Genomic DNA, 19,886 nt, shown 5'->3' with positions numbered 1-19,886 from the left:
TTCAGGACCCCTGTCAGCGTCTGATTGACCCCGAAATTGCTTACCTGAGGTTAGATGGATCATTAGCTTACAGCCGATAACCCCTTCCTGACAGGGGTCCTGAACTGGCGCTGACTCACACTGCAGGCCGAGGACGGCTCGCCGCCGGGCGGAGTCCTGGTCGGAGGCGAGTGTCTTCTCGACGGTGGTTCGTTAAGCCGGCCGGTCCACTCATGCATGCAGGCAATGGCGGGGCGGCCGCCCTGGCCTGTCGGAGCCGCCGTCAACGACCGCCGATAATCGTCTCTTGGCGTTGTTTAGCTGACACTTATCGCGCTGCCCTCTTCAAGGCAAAGGTGGCCGCCGCCTTGCAAGAAGGGAACTCCGAGGCCCGGATTGTGGACAGCATCCCGGACTCGGCTTTCAAGGATTGGAACGACCAAATCCGCGGCGTCATCAAGGCCGACACCGAAGCTGCCAAGGCGGCAGCACGGGCCGAGGCCGAGGCAGCCGCGGCGATCGACGCCGCCCAGCGCCGCCGGGAGGAGGAGGCCCCTGGGCGCAGGCTGGAGGCGGACCCCGCCTGTGATCCTCTAGCGCGGTATCCTATAATAGGATGGCGTGCTATTTTACTTTGCTACAGCAAAGTATAACAACAGGGGTTCGTATGATCGGCTTTGGCACTTATGAGTCGTTCGAGGCCGAGGGCGGGCGGTATCTGACGTGCTACCGCCCGCCCGTACCGCCCCTGCCCCCCATTGACGACGTGTGGGAAGTACTGGACCGGGCGCGGGCCGTCGTCGCGGAGTTCGACCGGGCGCTTTCCACTTTCCCCGTGCCCGGTGTCGTCGGACGCCTGTTCGCCCGGCTGGACGCCGTGCATTCCTCCGGGGCAGAGGGGGCGACCACGACATTTACCGACCTTCTGGAGTTCCAGACGGTCTTGCGCCGGGCGAAAGACCCGCACGACGCAGCGTCCGTGTCGGGGGCGGCTGAGGCGTTCGACGCCTTGCACGAGGGCATGGGTGATCCGCTGGACGCCGCTCTTGCGATCCACCGTCGCTTGTTCGAGCGCGACCCCGACCCGTATTGGGCCAACCAGGCGGGCAGATGGAAGACCTATGCCAACGCCACGGACGACCCGGAATCGGCAACGGGGCTGTTCCATTACACGTCCCCGGCGTCCCTGTCGGGGGTGCTAGAGGAGTGGCGGGCGTTCACCATGGCCGAGGGCGGCCCCGAACTGGTCCGCCAAGCCCTGTCGCATTGGATGTTCGAGCACGTCCACCCGACCGCGGACGGCAACGGCCGCGTCGGGCGGCTGCTGGTACCGCTCATTCTCCGGGCCAAAGGCGCGACGGCGAACGCTTGCGCCTTCCTTGGCGAAGCCGTCCACCGGGACAAGGGCGTGTATGTTTCCGCCCTGAAGCGGGGGCGGCAGACGGGCGACATGGGCGCGTGGACGAGGGTGTTCCTGTCGCTGACCGCGCAGACGGCCGGGTTGAATCTGGACCGGGTGGCGCGGCTCGGGGCACTTTACGACGGCTGGAGGCGGGCGACAAAGGGCGTCCGCGCCGATAGCGCCGTGCATGACCTTGTTCCGTGGATCGTGACCCGGCCGACCTTCACCGTCCGGGATGCCTTGGCAGGCATCGGCCGGGGAACCTTCGCCAGCGTCAACCGGGCCGTGGGCCAGCTTGCCAACGCCGGGATTGTGGAGCCCGTCGGGGCAGGGCAGCGTGACCGCCTGTTCACCGCTTCCGCCATCGTCGCCTTGTTCGAGGGTCCAGCCGCTCAGCGGGCCCCAACTCCGGAACCCCGGTCCCGGACGCCGCGCCCGTAGACGGAATCCGTCCGCCTGGAGATCGGGAGGAAAGGAGGGGCTGTGAAACAGCACGCAGGTGGAACCCCAAGAGTTCTCATGCCCTCAGCAGGTTACTGTGCCGATCGGCGTCGAAACCCCTGCCGATTTAGAACCTGTTCGTAGACGTCATGCGCTGACCTCCTGGGGCGTGAGCCGCTTCAGGCGCCTGGAAAGGATGGAGATGAAGGCGACTTCGACGAACGCGACGAGGTGCTCCTTCGTCCGCTCGACGATGGTGTTCAATCGTCGGTAGCGGCTGATCCAGCTGAAGGAGCGCTCCACGACCCAGGCGATCTCGGTAGGAATGAACACGCCGTCACGGCCGCGGGCGATCGGCCGGACGGTGATGCTGAGCGCTTCCGCGGCTTTGGCCAAGCGTTCACCCCGATAGCCGAGATCACCGATGGCGGGGCCTTGGAACCCACGTCCAGCGAGTTGGCGCAGTACCGGTACGATGCCCTTGGTGTCGTGCACGTTGGCCGGCATGGCGTCGATCGCCAGCGGGAGGCCGTACTTCTCCACCGCGATGCTGACCTTCACGCCGCGGATCTTCTTGCCGCCATCCACGCCCCGCGCGAAACAACTCGGGGCCGAGGGGCAGGTGCGGCTGTCGATCACCACCGTGCTCGGCTCGGCCGTGTCGCCGCATGCCATGCGCCACGTGCGGCACAGCCGGTCGAGTAAGCGCCGCCATAGTCCGAGCCGGGTCCAGCGGGCGAACAGGGTGTACAACGTGCCGAACGGAATGCCGGTGAGCTGACCGATGGCGCGCCATTGCATGCCGCAAAAGCACACGCACCAGATTGCCATGATCGCATTGCGCAACGCTGCTCCCGTGAGCGCCGGCTTCGGCCCGGAACGGGTTGGGCGACTGCCGTCGGCCGCCATCGCTGTCAGCTCGCTGAGCACCTCATCGACAAAAGCATCGGCATCCCAGAACGTATCCCAGGACGCCGACGTGGTGCTTGCGGGACGAACGGCAGTGCCCATAGAGTGCGGATCCAGGCAGTCAGAACGAGGGCCGCAGACCTACCAGACCACGCCCCGCCGCACCACCCCTACTCAGCTTAAAGTAGCATCCCGCTCAGCGCCAGCCGGGACTGCTCGGGTGCAAACAAATTCTGAATCTGGCTACCTTCCTGATTTTATGAGAGAAAATTTCTAATAGGTGGCCAACGAGCATGACGACCACTTCGCGTAGCAGGTGCCTCCGGCTTGTTTAAGCCCACTTAAATAAGAGCCCCGCCTATTTAAGCCAACTGCCTTTTGCTTTATTTATCGTCGCCGGCTATAGAAGACCGCATGTCTGACGCCGTAGCACCCAATCCGCGGTTCGGCTGCTTCGTAGAGACCGCCGCTGCCGGCGAGACGGTCCACGCCTTCGTGCCGCCTCCGCTCCCGCCGGAGCCCGGCATAGACGTCCTGCCTCTCCTAGAGCGCCTCAGCCTCGCCGAACGCGCCCTCGGCCGGCTCGACGGCATTACCATGCTCCTGCCGCGGCAGGAGCTGTTCCTTTACATGTACGTCCGCAAGGAGGCCGTGCTGTCCTCGCAGATTGAGGGCACGCAATCGACGCTCACCGATCTACTGCGCTTTGAGACCGAGGCGCAGGCTGGCCAGCCGATCGACGATGTTAGGGAGGTGTCCAACTACGTCGATGCCATGATGTTCGGGCTGGAGCGGCTGAACGAGCTACCGTTGTCGCTCCGGTTGATCTGCGAGATGCATGCTCGCCTTCTTCAAAGCGGTCGCGGCGAGACAAAGAGCCCTGGCGAATTCCGGCGTTCGCAGAACTGGATCGGCGGCACGCGGCCCGGCAATGCCCTCTACGTTCCGCCACCGGTGACCGAACTCGGCGCCTGCCTCGCCGCCCTCGAGGCATTCATGCACGAGGACCGCTCGCGGTTGCCGACGCTCATCAAGGCCGGGCTCCTTCACGTGCAATTCGAGACGATTCACCCTTTCCTAGACGGCAACGGCCGCATTGGCCGTCTGCTCGTTACCCTATTCCTGTGTGTCCATGGCGTGCTGCGTTCGCCGCTTCTCTACCTGAGCCTTTACCTCAAGACCCATCGGGCCGACTATTACCGTCTGCTGCAGGAGGTGCGTGAGCAGGGCGCCTGGGAGGCTTGGCTCGAGTTCTTCCTCGATGGGGTTGCAGAGACGGCTAACCAAGCCTTCAACGCCGCTACCCGTATAGTCGGTTTGTTCAAGGAGGATCGCGAGCGCATAACGGCGGCAAGTGAACGCACTGGCTCGGCGTTGCGTGTTCACGACCTTCTCCAGCAAAATCCGTTTGTGACCGCCAACCTCCTTGTCGAGCGTACCAGCCTCAGCGCACCGACCGTCAACGCCGCGCTTGCTGACCTCGAGCGTCTCGGCATCGTGGAGGAGGTTACCGGGCGTAAACGCGGGCGTGTGTTCGCTTACCGCCAATACCTCGCAATTCTAAGCGAGGGAACCGATCCGCTTCCGGTGACGGGTTGAGATTTCCACCCTCTTGACTCCGGTTTCCTCTGACGCTTCTCATTGGTGAGAACGTATGAGGAACGCATGCGCATACAGGGTGCCGTCCTACTGCTACCCACCCTTCGCCTCCGTGACCTCCTCCGCCAGACAGTGGATGCGGTGCGGCTATGCCATCGATGCGGGCATGAGGAGGAGATCGATGGGGCAGAGTTGTTGGGACGCCTGGGGCCGCATGCCTTCCTGAAGCACGCCGTCAACGAGATAGCATGCGCCCGCTGCGCTCATACTGGACAGGCCTCCTGGAAGTCGTCACCGTCGCTGTCGCGCTATGATGGTCGGATCGGCGACCTAATGGCGGTGCGCAGCCAGCTTTCCGCGACCTGCGGCGCCTGCCGGCGGCGATGGGAGGTGGACGTCGTGGACGCGATACAGCGGCTGGGGCCGGACGTCCGGCTGGCGGAGTTGCGCGATGTCCTGTCCTGTCCATTCTGTCGGCGGCGCGGTTGGGCCGTCGTTAAGCCGGGTGGTCGGGTTGACGCAGCATACCCGGACGATCATCCTGACCGCATGTGCGGACGATTTGCCATTCACAGCCCGAGCAACCAGATCGCCAGCCGATTCGGCGTGGTCGGTCAGCTTCCAGAGTTCGGCCCGCGCTACAACGCGGCGCCGTTGCAGATGCTGCCGGTGATCCGGTCCCATCCGGAGACCCGCGAGCGCACGCTCTCCCTGCTTCGCTGGGGGCTGGTGCCAGTGTGGTCGAAGGACAGCAGCGGCGCGGCGCGGATGATCAACGCCCGCGCCGAGTCGACGCCCGACAAGCCGGCATTCCGATCAGCGTTCAAGAAGCGCCGGTGCCTAATCCCCTTCGACAACTTCTATGAGTGGAAGACCGAGGGGAAGGCCAAGCAGCCCTTCGCCTTCGGCACGACGAGCAACGAGAAGCCGGACGCTTTCGCCGGGCTCTGGGAAGGCTGGCAGGATCCGTCGAGCGATGAGTGGCTGCACACCTTCACCATTGTGACCACCGAGGCGAACGACGTCACGCGCGAGGTCCACGACCGCATGCCGGTGATCCTGCCGCCGACGACTTGGGCCGCTTGGCTTGGGGAGGAGGGCGCCAGCGCCGACGAGTTGATGGCGCTGATGCGCCCGTACCCGGCGGACCAGATACGGCTGTGACCGGTCCATGGGGACGTCGGCAACGTGCGGAACGACCGGCCCGGCCTGATCGAGCCCATCAACTCCAAGTAGACGTCGCCGCACAAAGACCGGAAATATTTCGCCACGCTGAGGTCGCGATACAAATGGATAGCGACAAGGATATATTCGAGAAAATTTCTTCCAATTTTAGTGTGCTTATTGGAGCAGCGTTTGGATTGTTTCTTTTGGTGAATTTCGTTCTTTCAATGGCTGATAAATGGATCCCAGGATTTTCCAGCCGCTTATATGATATATTCAATATAAACAATTCGGTGAAAGGCCCTCAAAGTCAGATTTACCATAACTTTTCTGCAGATCAGGAGGGCGTAACGATAGTTGAGGAGGCTTGCGTATTGTATTTCTATGAAAATCGAGAAACGTTGTTCGATGCAAAATACATCAGCATTAGAGAGCCGTATCTTTCTATGAGATTTACAGATCGGCAAGTAAAAATGTTGTGCCATTATGATTTTATGTCCTTTATAATTTTCGGAATCATAGAGGGTAAATTAGTGGAATGGCAGTCTATGCGGCACCATTGACTGTGCAAGGGTAAATTTTACATCACTTGCGAAGCAAGTGAATAGATCATTGCTGAACTGACCATTGCTGAGCGTTTGAATCCGTCAGAACCTTAGCGCTTTGCCTTCTACCGTGCCATCCTCCGTTTTCCGCGACATGTCTCGTGCGAGGCGGCGTGCTCGGGAGGATCAGAAGATGCTGAGATACATAATTGCAGCTGCTGCCATGGTCGTGACGCTGGCTGCCAGTTCCGGTGCGTCGACTGCGGCCATGCCGCAGCAGGAGAAGATGAAGACCTGCAATGCCGATGCGACCGCCAAGAGCCTGAAGGGTGACGAGCGCAAGGCGTTCATGAGCGCCTGCCTCTCGAACAAGCCGGCCGCAACCGCCGAACCTGCCAAGCCGCTGACGGGTCAGCAGGACAAGATGAAGAAGTGCAACGCCGACGCCGCTGGAAAAACGGGTGAAGATCGGAAGGCGTTCATGAGCAGCTGCCTGAAGGGCTGACACCAGGGGCGACACTGCCCGCCGTCACCGGGGTTGGGCAGTGTCGACGGGCGGATACCGAATCTGCCGGCGTAGGCTTCCTAATCACGGCGTGGCGGTTAACCGCCGTGAGCCCGGCGCCATTGCGCAACCATCGCCTCCGTCACCTCGTCGGAATAGCAGATCGGCGCCCGGCCCCCCGGCTTGCTGTAGGCGCTCCGACCGCCGCACCGGTGACCGTTGCGCATCGTGCTATAAGGGCAGGCACAGTTGCCTGGGTAGGAAGCGATCGACTCCGCGATGATCCGCTGCCGCACCTCGTCATCGGTCGGCCGGGCATCTCGCGCGACCGCGGTACCGGCGATCAGCAGAGCCGCCGCGACGGCGGAATTCGCACAGACCTTCGATAATCGGTTGGTCATTGTCTGGGGCTCCGCCGTGCGGCGACGCAGCTCCAGGCGTAAAGCGCACCCAAGATGCAGGCGAACACGGCACCTTCGACGATGAGCGTGAAGCCGCGGGACAAGGGATCGCGTTTGGTCATTGTGCCGCCTTCCTCCACCCGGCGGCGGAAGCGTCCTGCTCGCTGCAAAACCACCGCTCCCCGTCGCGCTCGTTGATCTGCGTCTGCTCGTAAAACCGGCCGCCGGGAACGTGATAGATGCGCTCCCCCTTGGCGGAGATGTTGCCCTTAATCGTGCACCTGGCGGCCGCCGCAGCCAGCGCCGCGGTATTCTGATTGGCGGGCTGCTGCTTACCCTCCCGCTTGTCCTTTCGCCAGTCCCAGGGAGGCTGGAAGGTCCCGGCCCAGATGCCGGCGCGAGCGGCGCGGGCAGTTGCCTCGGCGTCGACATACTCCTTGCTGTACTGGCGATAGGCCATGGCCCATCCATTGGCGACCATCCAGGCATTGAGCGATTCGCCGCCGGCCGAACACGCGGCAACGCTCCGCCCGTACCGATCGGTGTCCTTCACCTCGCACGTCACCGGCCGCCGAGCGATCCGGTCGGACAGAGCCAGCGCCGCTCGCTGACCGCAGCGCCAATCCTTGCCGGCGGCGTCCTGGCAAAGCTGGGCACTTTCCGGTGCGTCGATGCCATGGAGCCGGATGCGCTTGTCTTGGACCTCCAGGGTGTCGCCGTCAATGACCGACGCAGTGCCGGCGATGGTCTCAGCCGCGACCGCAGGGGAGGAGATGAAGAGAAGGGTGGCGATGAGAACAGGAATGCGCATGGGAGAACTCGCAGGGGGGCCGTGCAACCCTATGATGCTCGGGAACACGGCTGTTGTCGATCATCACGGGGACCTCGACGGAAGCACGGGTCACGCGGCCAATTGACATCGCTTGATTGCATATAACAGGCTGTTGATCGCCAAAAAATAAAGGGGAAGGCAAATGTTGCGTATGCATTTAGCTCTGTTGATTGCCGTCGCTAGCGTAGTTGCTGCATCGCCGAGTTATGCGCGTGGCGGCAGTGGGGGACACAGTTCAAGCGGCGCAAGGGTCTACAGCGGGACTGGTTCCAACTCGAACTCACACTACACCAGCGGGTATACCACAAATCGGGGCACGTACGTCGCGCCCCACTATCAGACCAATCCCAACTCGACGAAGCGGGACAACTACGAGGCCCGCGGAAATTATAACCCACACAACGGGACATATGGCACCAAGCTCGTGGATCGGTAATCGGCCCGTCAGCAGATACCCAACGGTCTGAGCCAGCCGACCCAGCCGACAGACGGCCGTCGGTCCGACACGAACAGCTATGGGTCGGCGGCCTCTGCGGCGTTGATGGTCGCTGTGACCAGACGCTTCCCGCAGATCGTCGGCGTGCCCCGTGATGCTGCTCGTCGTCGGACTACAGGGGGCGTTGTACCGGGTCTGCTAACAGTTTGCGTTATTGCGGATACATCCCCGCTCGGAGCGAAACCCACCGCCAGCGCACCCTCAATGCGCTCCAGCACCGCCGCTGCGGAACGCTGCGTTGCGCGTTGCCGTCCCGCGGTCAACGTGCGGCGAAAGCGCTGTGGTTTCTCGTCATGGGCGTTGACGACGTTGAGCGCCCATACGTGCCACCCGCCGCCATGTGCGTTGCGGGATTGCGTTGGTTTCGTGCCGAGAGCGGTACCAGTCGGTTGAAGAGGGTGACTGTGCTTTGCATGGCGATCTTGACTTCGATAGCGCAACCCATGGCATCATCCACAAAGGTGTTACACCGTGTGGGGGTGGTTGTGAGTGGATATCGTAAGGTGGCGTCCGTTGCGGCATTGAGCGCAGCTATTCTTCTCGGCGGCTGCAACGCGCAGAGCGCTAAGGAGGCGGGCGGTGCCATTGGAACCGTTCTGGGAGTGGTTGTTGGGGCGGCCATTGGAGGGCATAGCGATATGGGTGCGGCTGGCGGCGCCCTGTTCGGTGGTGTCGCCGGCTTCATCGCCGGATCAATGGTCGGCCAAATCATCGATGACGTCGATCGAGCCAAGCAACAGGAGGCCACGCAGGCGGCCTTGAATGGGAATGGTTCAACGATCTATTGGGCCAGCCCCAAGAATCCAACGACGGTCTATGGCCGGACCGAAATTCTTGGCACCCGCACCGTTCCTACGACTGCGATGCCGACGCCTGCAGGGCAAACGGTTACCATTCCCGTTTCGGAAACAACCTATACCGGGCCGGTTGTCTATTGCGATCCTGGAAACGGCAGGCCGTATCGGTTGGAGGCGCAGCGGTGCCCAAGCAACGGCAGTGTGGTCGAGATCAGTCGAGAGCGTTATCTCGCATTGGTTCCGGACACTATGCCCGCTCCTGCCTCAAGGGGGCAGCAGGAGAGCTCTGCTCCGAAGCCATCGCGCGCCAAGAACGTAGACAAGCCGGCGAGGGTGCAGACTGCCTCTGTTGCGGTAGAAAAGGTTCCGAAGCCAGCTTCTGCGATCGAGCCTTCACCCCTTCAGATGGAGACGGTGTGCAAGACCGCGCGGGAAGTTGTCTATGTCGATGGTAAAGAGCAGGCCGACCAAGTCGAATATTGTCGGGCTCCAGGAGCGGTCGGTTGGACACGGCGAGCCGCGTGATTCGAACATGGGCGGTCATGGCTGCCTTAATCATCTGGATCGTTGGCGCCTACCGAGGCGCCGACGCACTGGAGTTCAAGCAGCAGATGGCGGGAAATGAGCAAATCCTGCTCGCCACTGGCAAGTTTATGCTGGACGATGATAAGCGCTTTATCAGGGCCGTGGAGCGGGCAGGGCGCGTTGACGAGGTGTGGCTGTCATCAGAGGGTGGATCCCTTGGTGCTGGACTGGCCATAGGTCGATATCTAAGGAAAACAGGCTTGGCAACCCGGGTGCCAGCAGGTGCGGACTGTGCCAGCGCTTGCGCCTATGCATTCATTGGAGGCGTTTTTCGGAACGTGGACGGCCGGATTGGAGTGCATATGTCGGCCAAGGAGGTCGATCCGGAACTGCTGGCAACTATAACCGCGCTGATCCGACGTTATGGCGCCAGCGGGGCTCGAGATGTTATTCCGTTCGTTGAACAGTGGGCGGCTCGTATCGCGGCAATCCAAGCGAAGTATCTAGTCGAAATGTCTGTGAGTCTTGAGCTTATGACGCCAATAGTTGAAACCCATAAGACTGAAGTTCACTGGTTGTCTCGCGCTGAGCTAAAGCGATACAATGTGGTAAATCAATAAGATTTATGTTTGGCTGCGGTTTGTTGGGAGCGAGATAGCGTTGTCGCATAAATCCGGTTTGTGGTACGGGACGTCGGCGCAGCCGGTATAGAGATGGGCTCCGCCGCCGAGTGCCCGCATGCCGTATAAGCACAATGAACCGCGCCGTCACCGGCCGGAGAGGCCGTCCAGCAGCCTACTCGGACATCGCCATAGAGACCGGGGTGATGCTGCGTTTGGCCTTTGGGCGCCCATGGCGGCAGACGGAGGGGTTGCTGTGCTCCATTGTCCAGATCCTCGGCATGGCGTTGCCAGTTCCCGATTACACAACGCTGGCCCGACGCAGTGCCCGCCTGTCGCTGGCGGCTGCGCTGGTCAAGCCGATCGGCCCTATGACCGTGGTGATCGACAGCTCAGGCCTGAAGATGGTCGGAGCCGGCGAGTGGCACTTGGAAAAGCACGGCGGAAAGCCACGCCGGAGCTGGCGAAAACTACATATCGCCATCGATCCGGACAGCGGTGACATCCTGGCTGCGGAGCTGACCACCACCGAGGACGGCGACGCCTCTCAGGTCGGCCCCTTGCTCGACCACATACCCGGCCCGGTCAGCGCGGTGCTGGCGGACGGCGCGTATGATGGAGAGCCCGTCTACCGTGCCATTTCCGACCGGCACCCCACTGCCGCGGTGATCATCCCGCCCCGCGCCATGGCTGTGCCGGGCCAGAAGGCCGACACCACTCCCACTCAGCGCGACCACCACATCCAGCAGATCGTCGAGAAGGGCCGAATGAGCTGGCAGGCGACGACCGGCTATGGAAGGCGCGCCCTCGTGGAAACGGTTTTCTTCCGCTACAAGGTTCTCATCGGACGGAGCCTCCGGGCCAGGAGTCTGCCTGCTCAGAAGATCGAGGCCCGGATCGCCTGCGCCGTCCTTAATCGGATGACCAGCCTCGGAATGCCGGTCTCACGCAAACTCGCCTGAAACCCGGGAGATTGCGGGAATTTGCCCGCAGTCCGATTTATGCAACAACGCCACCATTACGGCGATCCCCGTGAGGAGACCGGTTTCGCAAAGTACCGCGAGTTTGGCAACGTCGGGGCGCATCATGATCAGGGACTGCCCAAAGGGACCACGCAACACAGGGGATTTCCAATGCCGGACGGATCAAAGATCAGAAGCGGAGTGGCTTGCCGTACTTCGGCGGGCGACTGCCCCTGCGATGTACGGCTGCAGCGGACGATACTCATGTGAGCGGTAGGCGGGGCAGCCCTATGAACATGCCGGCAGCCTTACCGGACAATTCGTCGGCAGAGTTGGAGGGAGCCCTCTGCCACCTTGGCGGTGGGCTATCCGATCTGCGTGGTACCAGATGCATTCACCTACATCTCCACAGTGCCACAGACGGCTGTCCTGCAGTCTCCCTAGAACAGCTCTATGGCAGGGAGCCCGTCAGCGGGGCGCCCCATGGTGCCGGTCATCACCTCCTCATGGCGGCGCCATTGGACCTCGGTGACATAGGTTCGCGTCATCGTCTCGAGAACGGCCTTGAGGTCGGTCGGGGCTCCATCTCCCCCAACCTCCAGATGAGCAGCCAGGCTGTCATTGAAACGGCGCAGCCCGTCCAACCCCGCCAGGATGCTGTCGACCTGCTGGCGCACGATGTCTTGGAATTGGACCTGCCCCATCGCATTCATCATCACCTCGGCAATCCCCTGACCGGCACGGTCCAGTTCCTCCAGCAGGCTGCGTTGGTAGTGAGCGACCCCATGGAACCGGTCGGACATACCGACCAGCTGGTCGGTCAAGCCGGTCAGCATGGCACGCTCGCTCTCCACCTTCTGTTCCAGCTGCTGGCCGTTGATCTGGTGATTGATCGCTTGGCGCATCTTGGAGATGCCCTCATGCACATGACGGATCGCGACTGAGGTCTGCTGCGATAGCTCCCTCACCTCCGCAGCGACGACCTTGAAGCCGTGACCGAACTCGCCTGCCCGGGTGGCTTCGATGGTGGCGTTGAGCGCGAGCATGTTGGTGGCTGACAGGATGCGGGTGATGGCGTCGATGGAGCTTTCCAGCCCATCGGCCACCTGAACGATCTCCGAGAACCGATTGCGGTCGTGCATGGCGTCCTGCAACCGTTCTTCCAGGTAACGCTGCAGGGTGTCGATGCAGTCGCGGTTGCGGGCGATGCTCTCTCCGGAGCCGTCTATCAGCGCCGTCGACTCCCGGTCGGAGCGGCGGATGAAGTCCACGAGGCGAACGACATGGGCATCGATGTCGCGCAGCTGCCCAAGGATGGCAAAGGCGGCGTTTTCCGTCTGGTCGACCACGGTGCGCAGATGGGCGCCGGTCACGTCGCAGAATCCTGGAACATCGGACACTGCGGCAGCGGCACTGGTGGCACGGGATTCCAGGGCTTCCATGTGTTTGCGCCGAGCAGAGAACAGAGATGGGAGATTGTCCAAGTCCTCTGTAATGCCGGCTTTGATGAGGCAAGACCGCGAATAGGTGATGTCTTCATCAATGGCTGCAATGGCCTCGTCGGCGTGTTTTCCCGAATAGCTTTCCCCGCTGATAACGAGCGGAATTTTGGGTACCAGATCGCTGAATGCAGCGGCAACAGTGAATTTTTCCAGCACTAGGAGCAGCACCGCCAGTCCAATGGCCAGCAAACTGGCGGTCGCCAAAGCCATGGCAGCCGACACCGGCAGACCGATTATGCCAAGGAGGTCCACCCAGGTTGAACCAAACGCCCAGATCAGCAGGGAAAGAACGAGGATTTGAAGCCCAAGCCCCGCGCCAACGAGCGTCTTCATGCGCTGCACAGGCAGATATTGGGCTTGCGCAATGTCCATCACGGCCTGAGCCATCCTGACCAACTGTGTCCGGTCGGCGTCGGTGAACTCGCTGCGAGGTTTGTCGTCAATGACGCACAAGGTGCCGATCCGGTGACCATCACAGCTGGTCAGCGGCGCGCCGGCATAGAAGCGGATGCCCGGAGCTCCAGTCACCAGGGGGTTGTTGGCAAATCGCACGTCGTTTGCGGCGTCCAGGATGACGAGCGGATCCTGACCCTTGATCGCCTGCGCGCAAAAGGAGATCTCTCGTGGGGTTTCTGGTGCTTCGAGACCAACCCGACTTTTGAACCACTGGCGGTCGCTGTCGACCAGCGACACCAGGGCGGTTGGAACACGGAACAGGCGGGCAGCTTGGTTGGTGATGCGGTCGTAGCGCGGGTCCGCCGGCGTGTCGAGGAGTTGCAGGCGCCGCAATGCCCTCAATCGCAGCCACTCGGAGATGGTCAACCCGAACATGATCGATTCCGTGTGTGTCGGTGCAGGGTCCGCGTCAGCGTGCGGTTGGGGCGACTTGCTTGATGACCTGCAGCAGCTGATCGCTCGCCACCGGCTTCACCAGCCACCCGGTGGCGCCGGCCGACTTGGCCTCGGTCCGCTTGTCCTGCTGGGATTCAGTGGTCAGCACGAGGATGGGCGTGAAGCGGAACCCGGCCTGCTTGCGCAGCTCGCGGATCAGCTCCACCCCGGTCATGCCGGGCATGTGGTAGTCGGTGATGACCAGCGCCGGCTGCAGCCCGCCCTGCGCCTTCTTCAGTGCCTCTGGACCGTTCGCCGCCATTTCCACGGCATAGCCGGCCTTGGTCAGGATGTCGGTCATGCTCATCAGGATCGTAGGACTGTCGTCGACGAGGAAAATCGGCTTCATAACGGGGCTCCGGTACGGGTAAGCGGGTGGATGTGCCGGTCCGGCCGGCGGTCGAACCCGTGGGTGGACAAGCTGTCGATCTCGTCGACGAGCAGGCTGTGGTCGAGCGTGCCGCGGCTGCGCGGCCGGTAGGCGGCGATCGGCTTGCCGGCGGCGAAGGCTTCGGCAAGATGGATGTCGGTGCGGATGCCGGTGAAGATGCGGTCGGCGCCGAACTGACGGCTCATTGCCGAGATCACCTGCCGGTGCAGGTTCAGCCGGCGGTCGACCATCACCGGAACGATGCCGAGCAGACGCAAATCCGGGTTGTGTTCCATCGCCACGCGGAAGAACAGCCGGCTCAGCTGTCTGACGCCTTCGCCGGCCAGATGATGCGGCAGCAGCGGCACCAGCACGGCATTGGCCGCCGTCAGTGCATTGACCAGCGTGCCGCCCAGCGACGGCGGCGTGTCGATGACGATCCTGTCGAAGCGGCCGCGCAGCGGCGCCAACGCCTCCGCCAGCCGCCGGGCGGGTGTCGGGCGGTCGGCCTCCTCGTACTGTTCGTCCGCCGGAGCCAGCCACAGGTTCGGCTGGTCGGTGGGAACCACGGCATCGGCAAGCGGAACACCGTCGCCGCGCAACGTATCATGGGCACGCGGCGTTCCCCGGGCCGGCTTCACGCCGAACCCGCAGGCGGCATGGCCTTGCGTGTCCAGGTCGACGACCAGCGTGCGGAGGCCGCGCCGGCCGAATTCGGCGGCCAGATTGACCACGGTGGTGGTCTTGCCGGTTCCGCCCTTGCGGTTGGACAGGGCAAGCACCTGCGGACAGTCGGATGCGGCGGTCATGACGGCACCTCCGCCGGGTAGGCCGCGACGACCCAGCGCCGCCATTCGGCATCCTCGGGCCAGGCGACGACCGCCGGCTTCGCCGCGATCAGCAACTGCAGGACGGCGGTGTGCAGGTGTTCGCAGCGGCCGAGGTCGACGCGCGGCCGCTTGCGGCCGTTCAGCCAGTCCAGCAGGCTTTCGGCCTCCTCGACGGCGCACACCCCCTCCAGCACGGCCATGGTCTTTTCAAAGCGGATCGGCATCAGACCAACTCCTTCAGGTCGAGGACGAGGAGGACGCGGCCGTCGCCGAGCAGGGCCGTGCCGGAATAGCCGGGCATCCCGGCCAGGATGCCGTCCATCGGCTTGACGATGACCTCCAGGCTCTCGCGGAAGCCGTCGACCACCACGCCCAGCCGTTCCTTGCCGAAGCGGACGACCATCACCGCCTCCTCCTCCGGCCGCTCGGCCGTCTCCGGCAGGTCGAGCAGCCGGCCGAGCCGGACCACCGGCACCACCGTGTCGCGCAGGACGAAGGCCTCGTCGCCGCGGATGCTGTGGATGCGGGCTTGGGGAATGCGCACCGTCTCGGCGATGATGTCCATCGGGACGCCGAAGGCATGGCCGCTGACGTCCACCGACATGACGCGGGTCACCGCCATCGTCAGCGGCACCGCCAGCCGGACCGCTGTCCCGCCGCCCAGCGTGCTGGTCAGCGTGACGGTTCCCCCCGCCTTCTCCACCGCGGTGCGGACCACGTCCATGCCAACGCCGCGGCCGGACAGGTCCGACACCTGCTCCTTCGTCGAGAAGCCGGGGGCGAAGACCAGATTGACCGCGTCGGCGTCCGATAGTGCCTCCGCGGCCTCCGCAGCCAGCAGGCCGCGCTGCACGGCCTTGCGGCGGATTGTCGCCGGGTCGATGCCGGCGCCGTCGTCCGACACCTCGATGACGACGCGGTCGTTCTCCTGGCAGGCCGACAGGCGGATGGTACCGGTCTCCGGCTTGCCGGCGGCAAGGCGGTCTTCCGGCGGTTCGATGCCGTGGTCGATGGCGTTGCGGATCATGTGGACCAGCGGGTCCACCAGGCTTTCGATCACCGTCTTGTCGGCTTCGGTCTCCTCGCCGGTGACCACCAGCTCGATCCGCTTGTCCAGTCGGCGGGCGAGATCGCGGACGAGACGCGGGAACCGTTGGAACATCTGGCCGACGGGGAGCATGCGCACCGCCATGATGGCCTCTTGCAGCTCCTGCGCGATGCGGTCGATGACGGCGTGCTGGTCCTTGATCTCCCGCGCCATCTCGCGCGAAGCATAAATCTGCTCCGCCCGCCGCGACAGATAGGGTAGGCCGTTCTTGGCAACCACCAGCTCGCCGATCAGGTTCATCAGGGAATCGACCTTGCCCTGGTCGACCTTCAGCACCTTCTGCGCCGCGGCGGTTTCGGTACGCACCTCCTCCAGCATGCGCTCGGCCGGGCGGCTTCCTCCACGCGCAGGCTCCGATGCGCTCTCCGGAACGACGGCCGGCACCGCGGCCGGCTCCACGCCGAGGAGGGCGACCAGTGCGGCGCGCAGGCTCGCCGGATCGTTGTCCCCGACAGCCTTGCCGAGTGTCCCTTCCAGGGTGTCGTCGTGATGTCCACCGGCTCGCAGGATGTTGCGCACGGCGGCCGCCGCGGCCTCCAGATGGCCGAGGCGAACCTCGGCGGCGCAGGGGCTGTCGAGCAGACGGAGCTGCGCCCGCAGGATCGTTCGGCTGTCATCGTCGAGCCCAATCGCGACAGCGGTTCCAGCCGGTTCGGCGGCTCCGGCTGACAGCGGTGCGGCGGTCCAATCCGGATCAGCGCCGCTGGCGATGGCCTCGACCAGGGCGTTCAGCCAGCCGGGCAGAGGACGGCTGCAATCGTCGGCTCCCAGCGCCGCGAGCAGGGCGCGCAGGCCCGATGCCTGATGGGTGGCGGCGCCGGTCAGCCCCAGCAGGGTCCGCGCGGCCGACCGCAGCCGAGGAGCATCGCCGCGCTCCAGCCAGCCCAGCGCATTCTCGGCGAAATCCTCGTAGAGCGGTCCGTCGATCCGGTCGCCGTCCAGCAGGACCAGATGCCGGGGCTCCACCCCGACGATGTCGACCTGCTCCTCCACATAGCGGAAGAGGTCCCGAACCGCCTCGCCCGGAGCAGCGGTCAGCAGTTGGAAGCGGACCGCGCAGACGAAGGGGTCGTAGTCGGCCAGCGCCGGCAGCTCCATGAGCGGGGCGATGCGGAGCGCCAGCAGGTCCGGCAACTGGCGGGCGAGATGGACGGGATCCTCGCCGTTGAAGAAGCACTGGCTGTCGGGCCGGTATTCGACCGCCCACACCCGGGCACCGTCCAGCGCGCGCTCCATCGCCGCGAGCCGTTCGGCCTCGCTGAAGTCCGCCAGCCAGGGGGCGGCGGTCTGCGCCACGCCGGCGGCCACTGTGACGACGCCGTCGGCCGCGGTCACCGCACCCAGCAGAGCGCGCTGACGGGCCACCATGCCGTCCGACAGGGAGTCGGCCCCGTCGGGCAGGCAGCCGGCGGCCTCCAGATCGTCGAGCCAGCGGCCGACCTGGTCCAGCCCGTCGAGCAGGAGGTCGACCGTGCCGGGATCGAGCATCAGGGTTCCGGCGCGCACCGCGCCCAGCAGATCCTCGCCGGCATGGACCAGGCGGGTCAGCGGCGCGATCTCGAACAGGCCCGAGGCGCCCTTCAGCGTATGGACCGAGCGGAAGATGGTGTTGACCAGCTCGTCGTCGTCCGGCGCCTTTTCCAGGGCCAGGAGGCCCTCCGCCGCCTTTTCCAGCAGATCGCGGCTTTCGGAGATGAATTGGCCGAGAAGGTCGCTCATGACACCGGACCTCCGGTCATCAGCGCCACGGTGCGGACCAGGGCGTCGGGCTGCACGGGCTTGACCATGTAGAGATTGGCTCCGGCGGCGTAGGCGCGCGTGGCGTCGCTGTCCTTCGCCTCGGTGGAGATCATGATGGCCGGCACGGGGCGCAGCGCCGGCTCCCGCCGCACGGTCGACAGGAACCGGTAGCCGTCCATCTTCGGCATGTTGACGTCGACCAGGAACAGGTCGAAGGCATCGGCCAGCGCCTTTTCCAGCCCCTCCAGCCCATTCACGGCCTCCTCGACGGCGAAGCCGGCGGCCTCCAGCACGTCGCGGTAATAGAGACGAACGGTCGCGGCATCGTCGACGACGAGCACACGCTTCATGGCGGCCTCCTGTGGGCGCGGAAACGGCAGGATCATGGCTCTTCCCCACGGTCCGGCTTCTGGTAGACGATGGCGTCCGGGAACCGGCGGACGCGGAACAGGGGGGAGATGCGGCTCATCGATTCCGAATGGCCGAGGCAGCAGAAGCCACCCGGCTGAAGGGCGTCGAAGATGGTGTCCGCCGCTTGCCGCCTGGACAGGTCGTCGAAGTAGATCAGCAGGTTCCGGCAGAAGACGACGTCGAAATCCCGATGCCGCCGGGTTTGCAGCGGATCGTTCAGGTTCACAGTGGTGAACTCGATCGAGGTCCGCAGATCGTCGATGATCTGGTAGGTGTCCTCGGCAACGCGTGAGAAGAAGCGGCGCCGCGTCGCCTGCGGCAGGTATTGCAGGGCGCGCTCGCCATAGCGGCCCTGGCGCGCCGCCTCCAGCACCTTGGTGTCGATGTCCGACGCAACGATCTCGATGTCGAAGCGGTCGACATGCTCCCAATGTTCCAGCAGATAGAGGGCCAAGGAATAGGGCTCCTCCCCGGTCGAGCAGGGGATCGACCAGATGCGCAGCCGCTCGCCCGCAGCCTTGCGCCGCACCAGCTCCGGCAGGATCGACTGCACCAGGCAGCGGAACTGGTATTCCTCGCGGTAGAAATAGGTCTCGTTGACCGTCATCGCGTTGATGAGGGTCTGGACTTCTTCCCCCGAGACCTGGAAGCGGAGGTGGGTGAAATACTCGCGGAAGTCCCGCAGCCTCAGCGCCTCGACCCGGTCGACCAGACGCTTGTCGACGAAGTAGCGCTTTTTCGCGTCGAAGGAGATGCCGGTCTTCCGGTAGAAGAACTCCTGGAAGCGGGCGAAATCCTCGTCGGAGATCGCGATCCCCTGCGGCTGGGGCATGGTCTGCGGGCCAGGCATCGCTCAGCCTCCGCGAATGCGGCGCAGGGCGGTGCGCTGGGCGAAGGCGAGGAAAGCGTCGCCGGGAAAATGTTGCGCCACCTGCTCCAGATCGGCGCAGGCGGCTTCCGTGCCGACCTCCGCCAAGGTGTCGATCGCGGCGGCGACGACGTTGGCGTGCCTGTCGCCTCTCAAAACGAACAGCATCCAGCGCTCCACGTCCGGATGACGCAGGTTGCCCGCCACGTTGACGGCGAAGATCCGCACGTCGGAATCGGGGTCGGCCAGCAGGGCTTCCATGCGGGCCGCCACCGGTTGAGGAAGCTGCTGCAGCGTCTCGATGGCGCCGTTGCGCAACGCCGGGTCCTCGTGGCGCAGCAGCGCAAGCAGGCCCGCCGCCACCTCGTCCCCGCCGATGGCGGCAAGCGCCAGGAAGATCGCCTCGCGGACCGGGCCGTCCGTCTCCACCGCCAGCCGTCCGCACAGCGTGCGTGCGGCATCGTCGCCTCCGGTTTCGGCCAAGGCACGTACGGCGGCGCGCCGGACCGATGCCGCCGGCGCGGCGAGGCGGGCCGGCAGGTCCCAATCGTCTGGGAACGAGTCGTCCGGCACTGGTTCAGGGGCCGGAAGGGTCGGCTTCTTGACGAGCGGCATTTGCAGTCTTGTCCTTCTTCCGTCAGGACAGCCAGCGCAGGAGCTGGCTGGCGATATCGCCACAGGGCAGCACGGCATCGGCACCGCCGCGGCGGATCAGGTCGGCCGGCATGCCGAAGACCACGGCGGTCGATTCGTCTTCGGCGATGGTGCGGCCGCCCAGGCGCCGCAGTTCGGCCATGGCGGCGGCGCCGTCGTTGCCCATGCCGGTCAGCATCACGCCGATCAGCCGGTCGGCGGGAAGCTGGCGCATGGCGCTGTCCACCAGCCGTGCGACGCTGGGATGTGTAAAGGCCGAATGAAGCTTCCCCAGAACGGTCGGTCGAAAAATCCCCAGATGGTTTGAAGGGCTATGGATTTGCTTCGGTGTCGGC

Annotated in this window: 19 protein-coding genes and 1 pseudogene; 8 read left to right on the top strand and 12 right to left on the bottom strand. The window is 64.2% G+C overall.

The features are described 5' to 3' along the window. Positions 1-646 precede the first annotated feature (646 nt). Complete coding sequence (locus TSH20_RS08290; RefSeq protein WP_158281970.1) at positions 647-1,822, top strand: Fic family protein; 1,176 nt, start codon at positions 647-649, stop codon at positions 1,820-1,822. 147 nt (positions 1,823-1,969) lie between these two features. On the opposite strand, the gene TSH20_RS08285 is transcribed toward TSH20_RS08290, so the two are convergent. Further along, positions 1,970-2,833, bottom strand: coding sequence for an IS5 family transposase (locus TSH20_RS08285; protein WP_199232150.1), 864 nt, complete (start codon positions 2,831-2,833; stop codon positions 1,970-1,972). 312 nt (positions 2,834-3,145) lie between these two features. On the opposite strand from TSH20_RS08285, the gene TSH20_RS08280 reads away from it, so the two are divergent. From TSH20_RS08280 to TSH20_RS08270, 4 genes are all read left to right on the top strand, one after another. Beyond that, positions 3,146-4,330, top strand: coding sequence for a Fic family protein (locus TSH20_RS08280; protein ID WP_109074284.1), 1,185 nt, complete (start codon positions 3,146-3,148; stop codon positions 4,328-4,330). A 333-nt stretch (positions 4,331-4,663) separates the two neighbouring features. Next, positions 4,664-5,494: an SOS response-associated peptidase gene (locus tag TSH20_RS08275; RefSeq protein WP_199232149.1), complete on the top strand. Its 831-nt coding sequence runs from the start codon at positions 4,664-4,666 to the stop codon at positions 5,492-5,494. Positions 5,495-5,619: 125 nt separating this feature from the next. Continuing rightward, a complete protein-coding gene (locus TSH20_RS34585) occupies positions 5,620-6,057 on the top strand; it encodes a hypothetical protein (protein ID WP_146205481.1) in 438 nt (145 codons plus the stop codon). Positions 6,058-6,262: 205 nt separating this feature from the next. Beyond that, positions 6,263-6,544 carry a PsiF family protein gene (locus TSH20_RS08270; RefSeq protein ID WP_109074283.1) on the top strand — a complete coding sequence of 94 codons (282 nt, stop codon included), beginning with the start codon at positions 6,263-6,265 and terminating at the stop codon, positions 6,542-6,544. A 98-nt stretch (positions 6,545-6,642) separates the two neighbouring features. Here the strand turns inward: TSH20_RS08270 and TSH20_RS08265 are convergent, their stop codons facing one another. Then, positions 6,643-6,945, bottom strand: coding sequence for a hypothetical protein (locus TSH20_RS08265; protein WP_109074282.1), 303 nt, complete (start codon positions 6,943-6,945; stop codon positions 6,643-6,645). A 118-nt stretch (positions 6,946-7,063) separates the two neighbouring features. After that, positions 7,064-7,756, bottom strand: coding sequence for a thermonuclease family protein (locus TSH20_RS08260; protein WP_109074281.1), 693 nt, complete (start codon positions 7,754-7,756; stop codon positions 7,064-7,066). A 1,020-nt stretch (positions 7,757-8,776) separates the two neighbouring features. On the opposite strand from TSH20_RS08260, the gene TSH20_RS34580 reads away from it, so the two are divergent. The 3 genes and pseudogenes from TSH20_RS34580 (at position 8,777) to TSH20_RS08245 (ending at position 11,177) form a co-directional block, all read left to right on the top strand. Beyond that, positions 8,777-9,595, top strand: coding sequence for a hypothetical protein (locus TSH20_RS34580; RefSeq protein ID WP_146205480.1), 819 nt, complete (start codon positions 8,777-8,779; stop codon positions 9,593-9,595). Next, positions 9,574-10,215, top strand: coding sequence for a hypothetical protein (locus TSH20_RS08250; RefSeq protein WP_146205479.1), 642 nt, complete (start codon positions 9,574-9,576; stop codon positions 10,213-10,215). Before TSH20_RS34580 ends, TSH20_RS08250 begins: the two co-directional genes overlap by 22 nt. Before the next feature lie 118 nt (positions 10,216-10,333). After that, positions 10,334-11,177 (top strand): annotated as a pseudogene (locus tag TSH20_RS08245) (IS5 family transposase). A 440-nt stretch (positions 11,178-11,617) separates the two neighbouring features. Here the strand turns inward: TSH20_RS08245 and TSH20_RS34905 are convergent. Genes TSH20_RS34905 through TSH20_RS08200 form a run of 9 tightly spaced genes read right to left on the bottom strand, consistent with a single transcriptional unit; the run spans position 11,618 to position 19,870 of the window. After that, on the bottom strand, positions 11,618-13,510 hold the full coding sequence (locus TSH20_RS34905; protein ID WP_158281969.1) for a methyl-accepting chemotaxis protein: 1,893 nt from the start codon (positions 13,508-13,510) through the stop codon (positions 11,618-11,620). Between the two features lie 34 nt (positions 13,511-13,544). Then, on the bottom strand, positions 13,545-13,919 hold the full coding sequence (locus TSH20_RS08235) for a response regulator (RefSeq protein WP_109074278.1): 375 nt from the start codon (positions 13,917-13,919) through the stop codon (positions 13,545-13,547). Then, the gene (locus tag TSH20_RS08230; protein ID WP_109074277.1) at positions 13,916-14,749 is read right to left on the bottom strand and encodes a ParA family protein; all 834 of its coding nucleotides are present in this window, start codon (positions 14,747-14,749) and stop codon (positions 13,916-13,918) included. The genes TSH20_RS08235 and TSH20_RS08230 overlap by 4 nt, the downstream gene beginning before the upstream one ends. Further along, positions 14,746-14,994 (bottom strand): hypothetical protein, encoded by a 249-nt coding sequence (locus TSH20_RS08225; protein ID WP_109074276.1) that lies wholly within the window; start codon positions 14,992-14,994, stop codon positions 14,746-14,748. The genes TSH20_RS08230 and TSH20_RS08225 overlap by 4 nt, the downstream gene beginning before the upstream one ends. Then, a complete protein-coding gene (locus TSH20_RS08220; protein WP_109074275.1) occupies positions 14,994-17,597 on the bottom strand; it encodes a chemotaxis protein CheA in 2,604 nt (867 codons plus the stop codon). The genes TSH20_RS08225 and TSH20_RS08220 overlap by 1 nt, the downstream gene beginning before the upstream one ends. After that, positions 17,594-17,968, bottom strand: coding sequence for a response regulator (locus TSH20_RS08215; RefSeq protein ID WP_109074289.1), 375 nt, complete (start codon positions 17,966-17,968; stop codon positions 17,594-17,596). Before TSH20_RS08215 ends, TSH20_RS08220 begins: the two co-directional genes overlap by 4 nt. Positions 17,969-18,000: 32 nt before the next feature. Next, positions 18,001-18,879 (bottom strand): protein-glutamate O-methyltransferase CheR, encoded by an 879-nt coding sequence (locus TSH20_RS08210; RefSeq protein ID WP_247871687.1) that lies wholly within the window; start codon positions 18,877-18,879, stop codon positions 18,001-18,003. Positions 18,880-18,882: 3 nt separating this feature from the next. Further along, positions 18,883-19,512, bottom strand: a complete 630-nt coding sequence (locus TSH20_RS08205; protein WP_158281968.1) for a HEAT repeat domain-containing protein — start codon at positions 19,510-19,512, stop codon at positions 18,883-18,885. A gap of 22 nt (positions 19,513-19,534) precedes the next feature. After that, positions 19,535-19,870: a chemotaxis protein CheB gene (locus TSH20_RS08200; RefSeq protein WP_247871688.1), complete on the bottom strand. Its 336-nt coding sequence runs from the start codon at positions 19,868-19,870 to the stop codon at positions 19,535-19,537. Between the last annotated feature and the right edge of the window lie 16 nt (positions 19,871-19,886).

Origin of the sequence: Azospirillum sp. TSH20, from assembly GCF_003115935.1 — a bacterium.
GTDB lineage: Bacteria > Pseudomonadota > Alphaproteobacteria > Azospirillales > Azospirillaceae > Azospirillum.
This window is presented reverse-complemented; position numbering and strand designations above follow the sequence as displayed.

Coding starts and splice junctions, on each gene's coding strand:
- TSH20_RS08290 (WP_158281970.1), top strand. CDS start 647: ATGATCGGCTTTGGCACTTATGAGTCGTTCGAGGCCGAGGGCGGGCGG.
- TSH20_RS08285 (WP_199232150.1), bottom strand. CDS start 2,833: ATGGGCACTGCCGTTCGTCCCGCAAGCACCACGTCGGCGTCCTGGGAT.
- TSH20_RS08280 (WP_109074284.1), top strand. CDS start 3,146: ATGTCTGACGCCGTAGCACCCAATCCGCGGTTCGGCTGCTTCGTAGAG.
- TSH20_RS08275 (WP_199232149.1), top strand. CDS start 4,664: ATGGCGGTGCGCAGCCAGCTTTCCGCGACCTGCGGCGCCTGCCGGCGG.
- TSH20_RS34585 (WP_146205481.1), top strand. CDS start 5,620: ATGGATAGCGACAAGGATATATTCGAGAAAATTTCTTCCAATTTTAGT.
- TSH20_RS08270 (WP_109074283.1), top strand. CDS start 6,263: ATGGTCGTGACGCTGGCTGCCAGTTCCGGTGCGTCGACTGCGGCCATG.
- TSH20_RS08265 (WP_109074282.1), bottom strand. CDS start 6,945: ATGACCAACCGATTATCGAAGGTCTGTGCGAATTCCGCCGTCGCGGCG.
- TSH20_RS08260 (WP_109074281.1), bottom strand. CDS start 7,756: ATGCGCATTCCTGTTCTCATCGCCACCCTTCTCTTCATCTCCTCCCCT.
- TSH20_RS34905 (WP_158281969.1), bottom strand. CDS start 13,510: ATGTTCGGGTTGACCATCTCCGAGTGGCTGCGATTGAGGGCATTGCGG.
- TSH20_RS08235 (WP_109074278.1), bottom strand. CDS start 13,919: ATGAAGCCGATTTTCCTCGTCGACGACAGTCCTACGATCCTGATGAGC.
- TSH20_RS08230 (WP_109074277.1), bottom strand. CDS start 14,749: ATGACCGCCGCATCCGACTGTCCGCAGGTGCTTGCCCTGTCCAACCGC.
- TSH20_RS08225 (WP_109074276.1), bottom strand. CDS start 14,994: ATGCCGATCCGCTTTGAAAAGACCATGGCCGTGCTGGAGGGGGTGTGC.
- TSH20_RS08220 (WP_109074275.1), bottom strand. CDS start 17,597: ATGAGCGACCTTCTCGGCCAATTCATCTCCGAAAGCCGCGATCTGCTG.
- TSH20_RS08215 (WP_109074289.1), bottom strand. CDS start 17,968: ATGAAGCGTGTGCTCGTCGTCGACGATGCCGCGACCGTTCGTCTCTAT.
- TSH20_RS08210 (WP_247871687.1), bottom strand. CDS start 18,879: ATGCCTGGCCCGCAGACCATGCCCCAGCCGCAGGGGATCGCGATCTCC.
- TSH20_RS08205 (WP_158281968.1), bottom strand. CDS start 19,512: ATGCCGCTCGTCAAGAAGCCGACCCTTCCGGCCCCTGAACCAGTGCCG.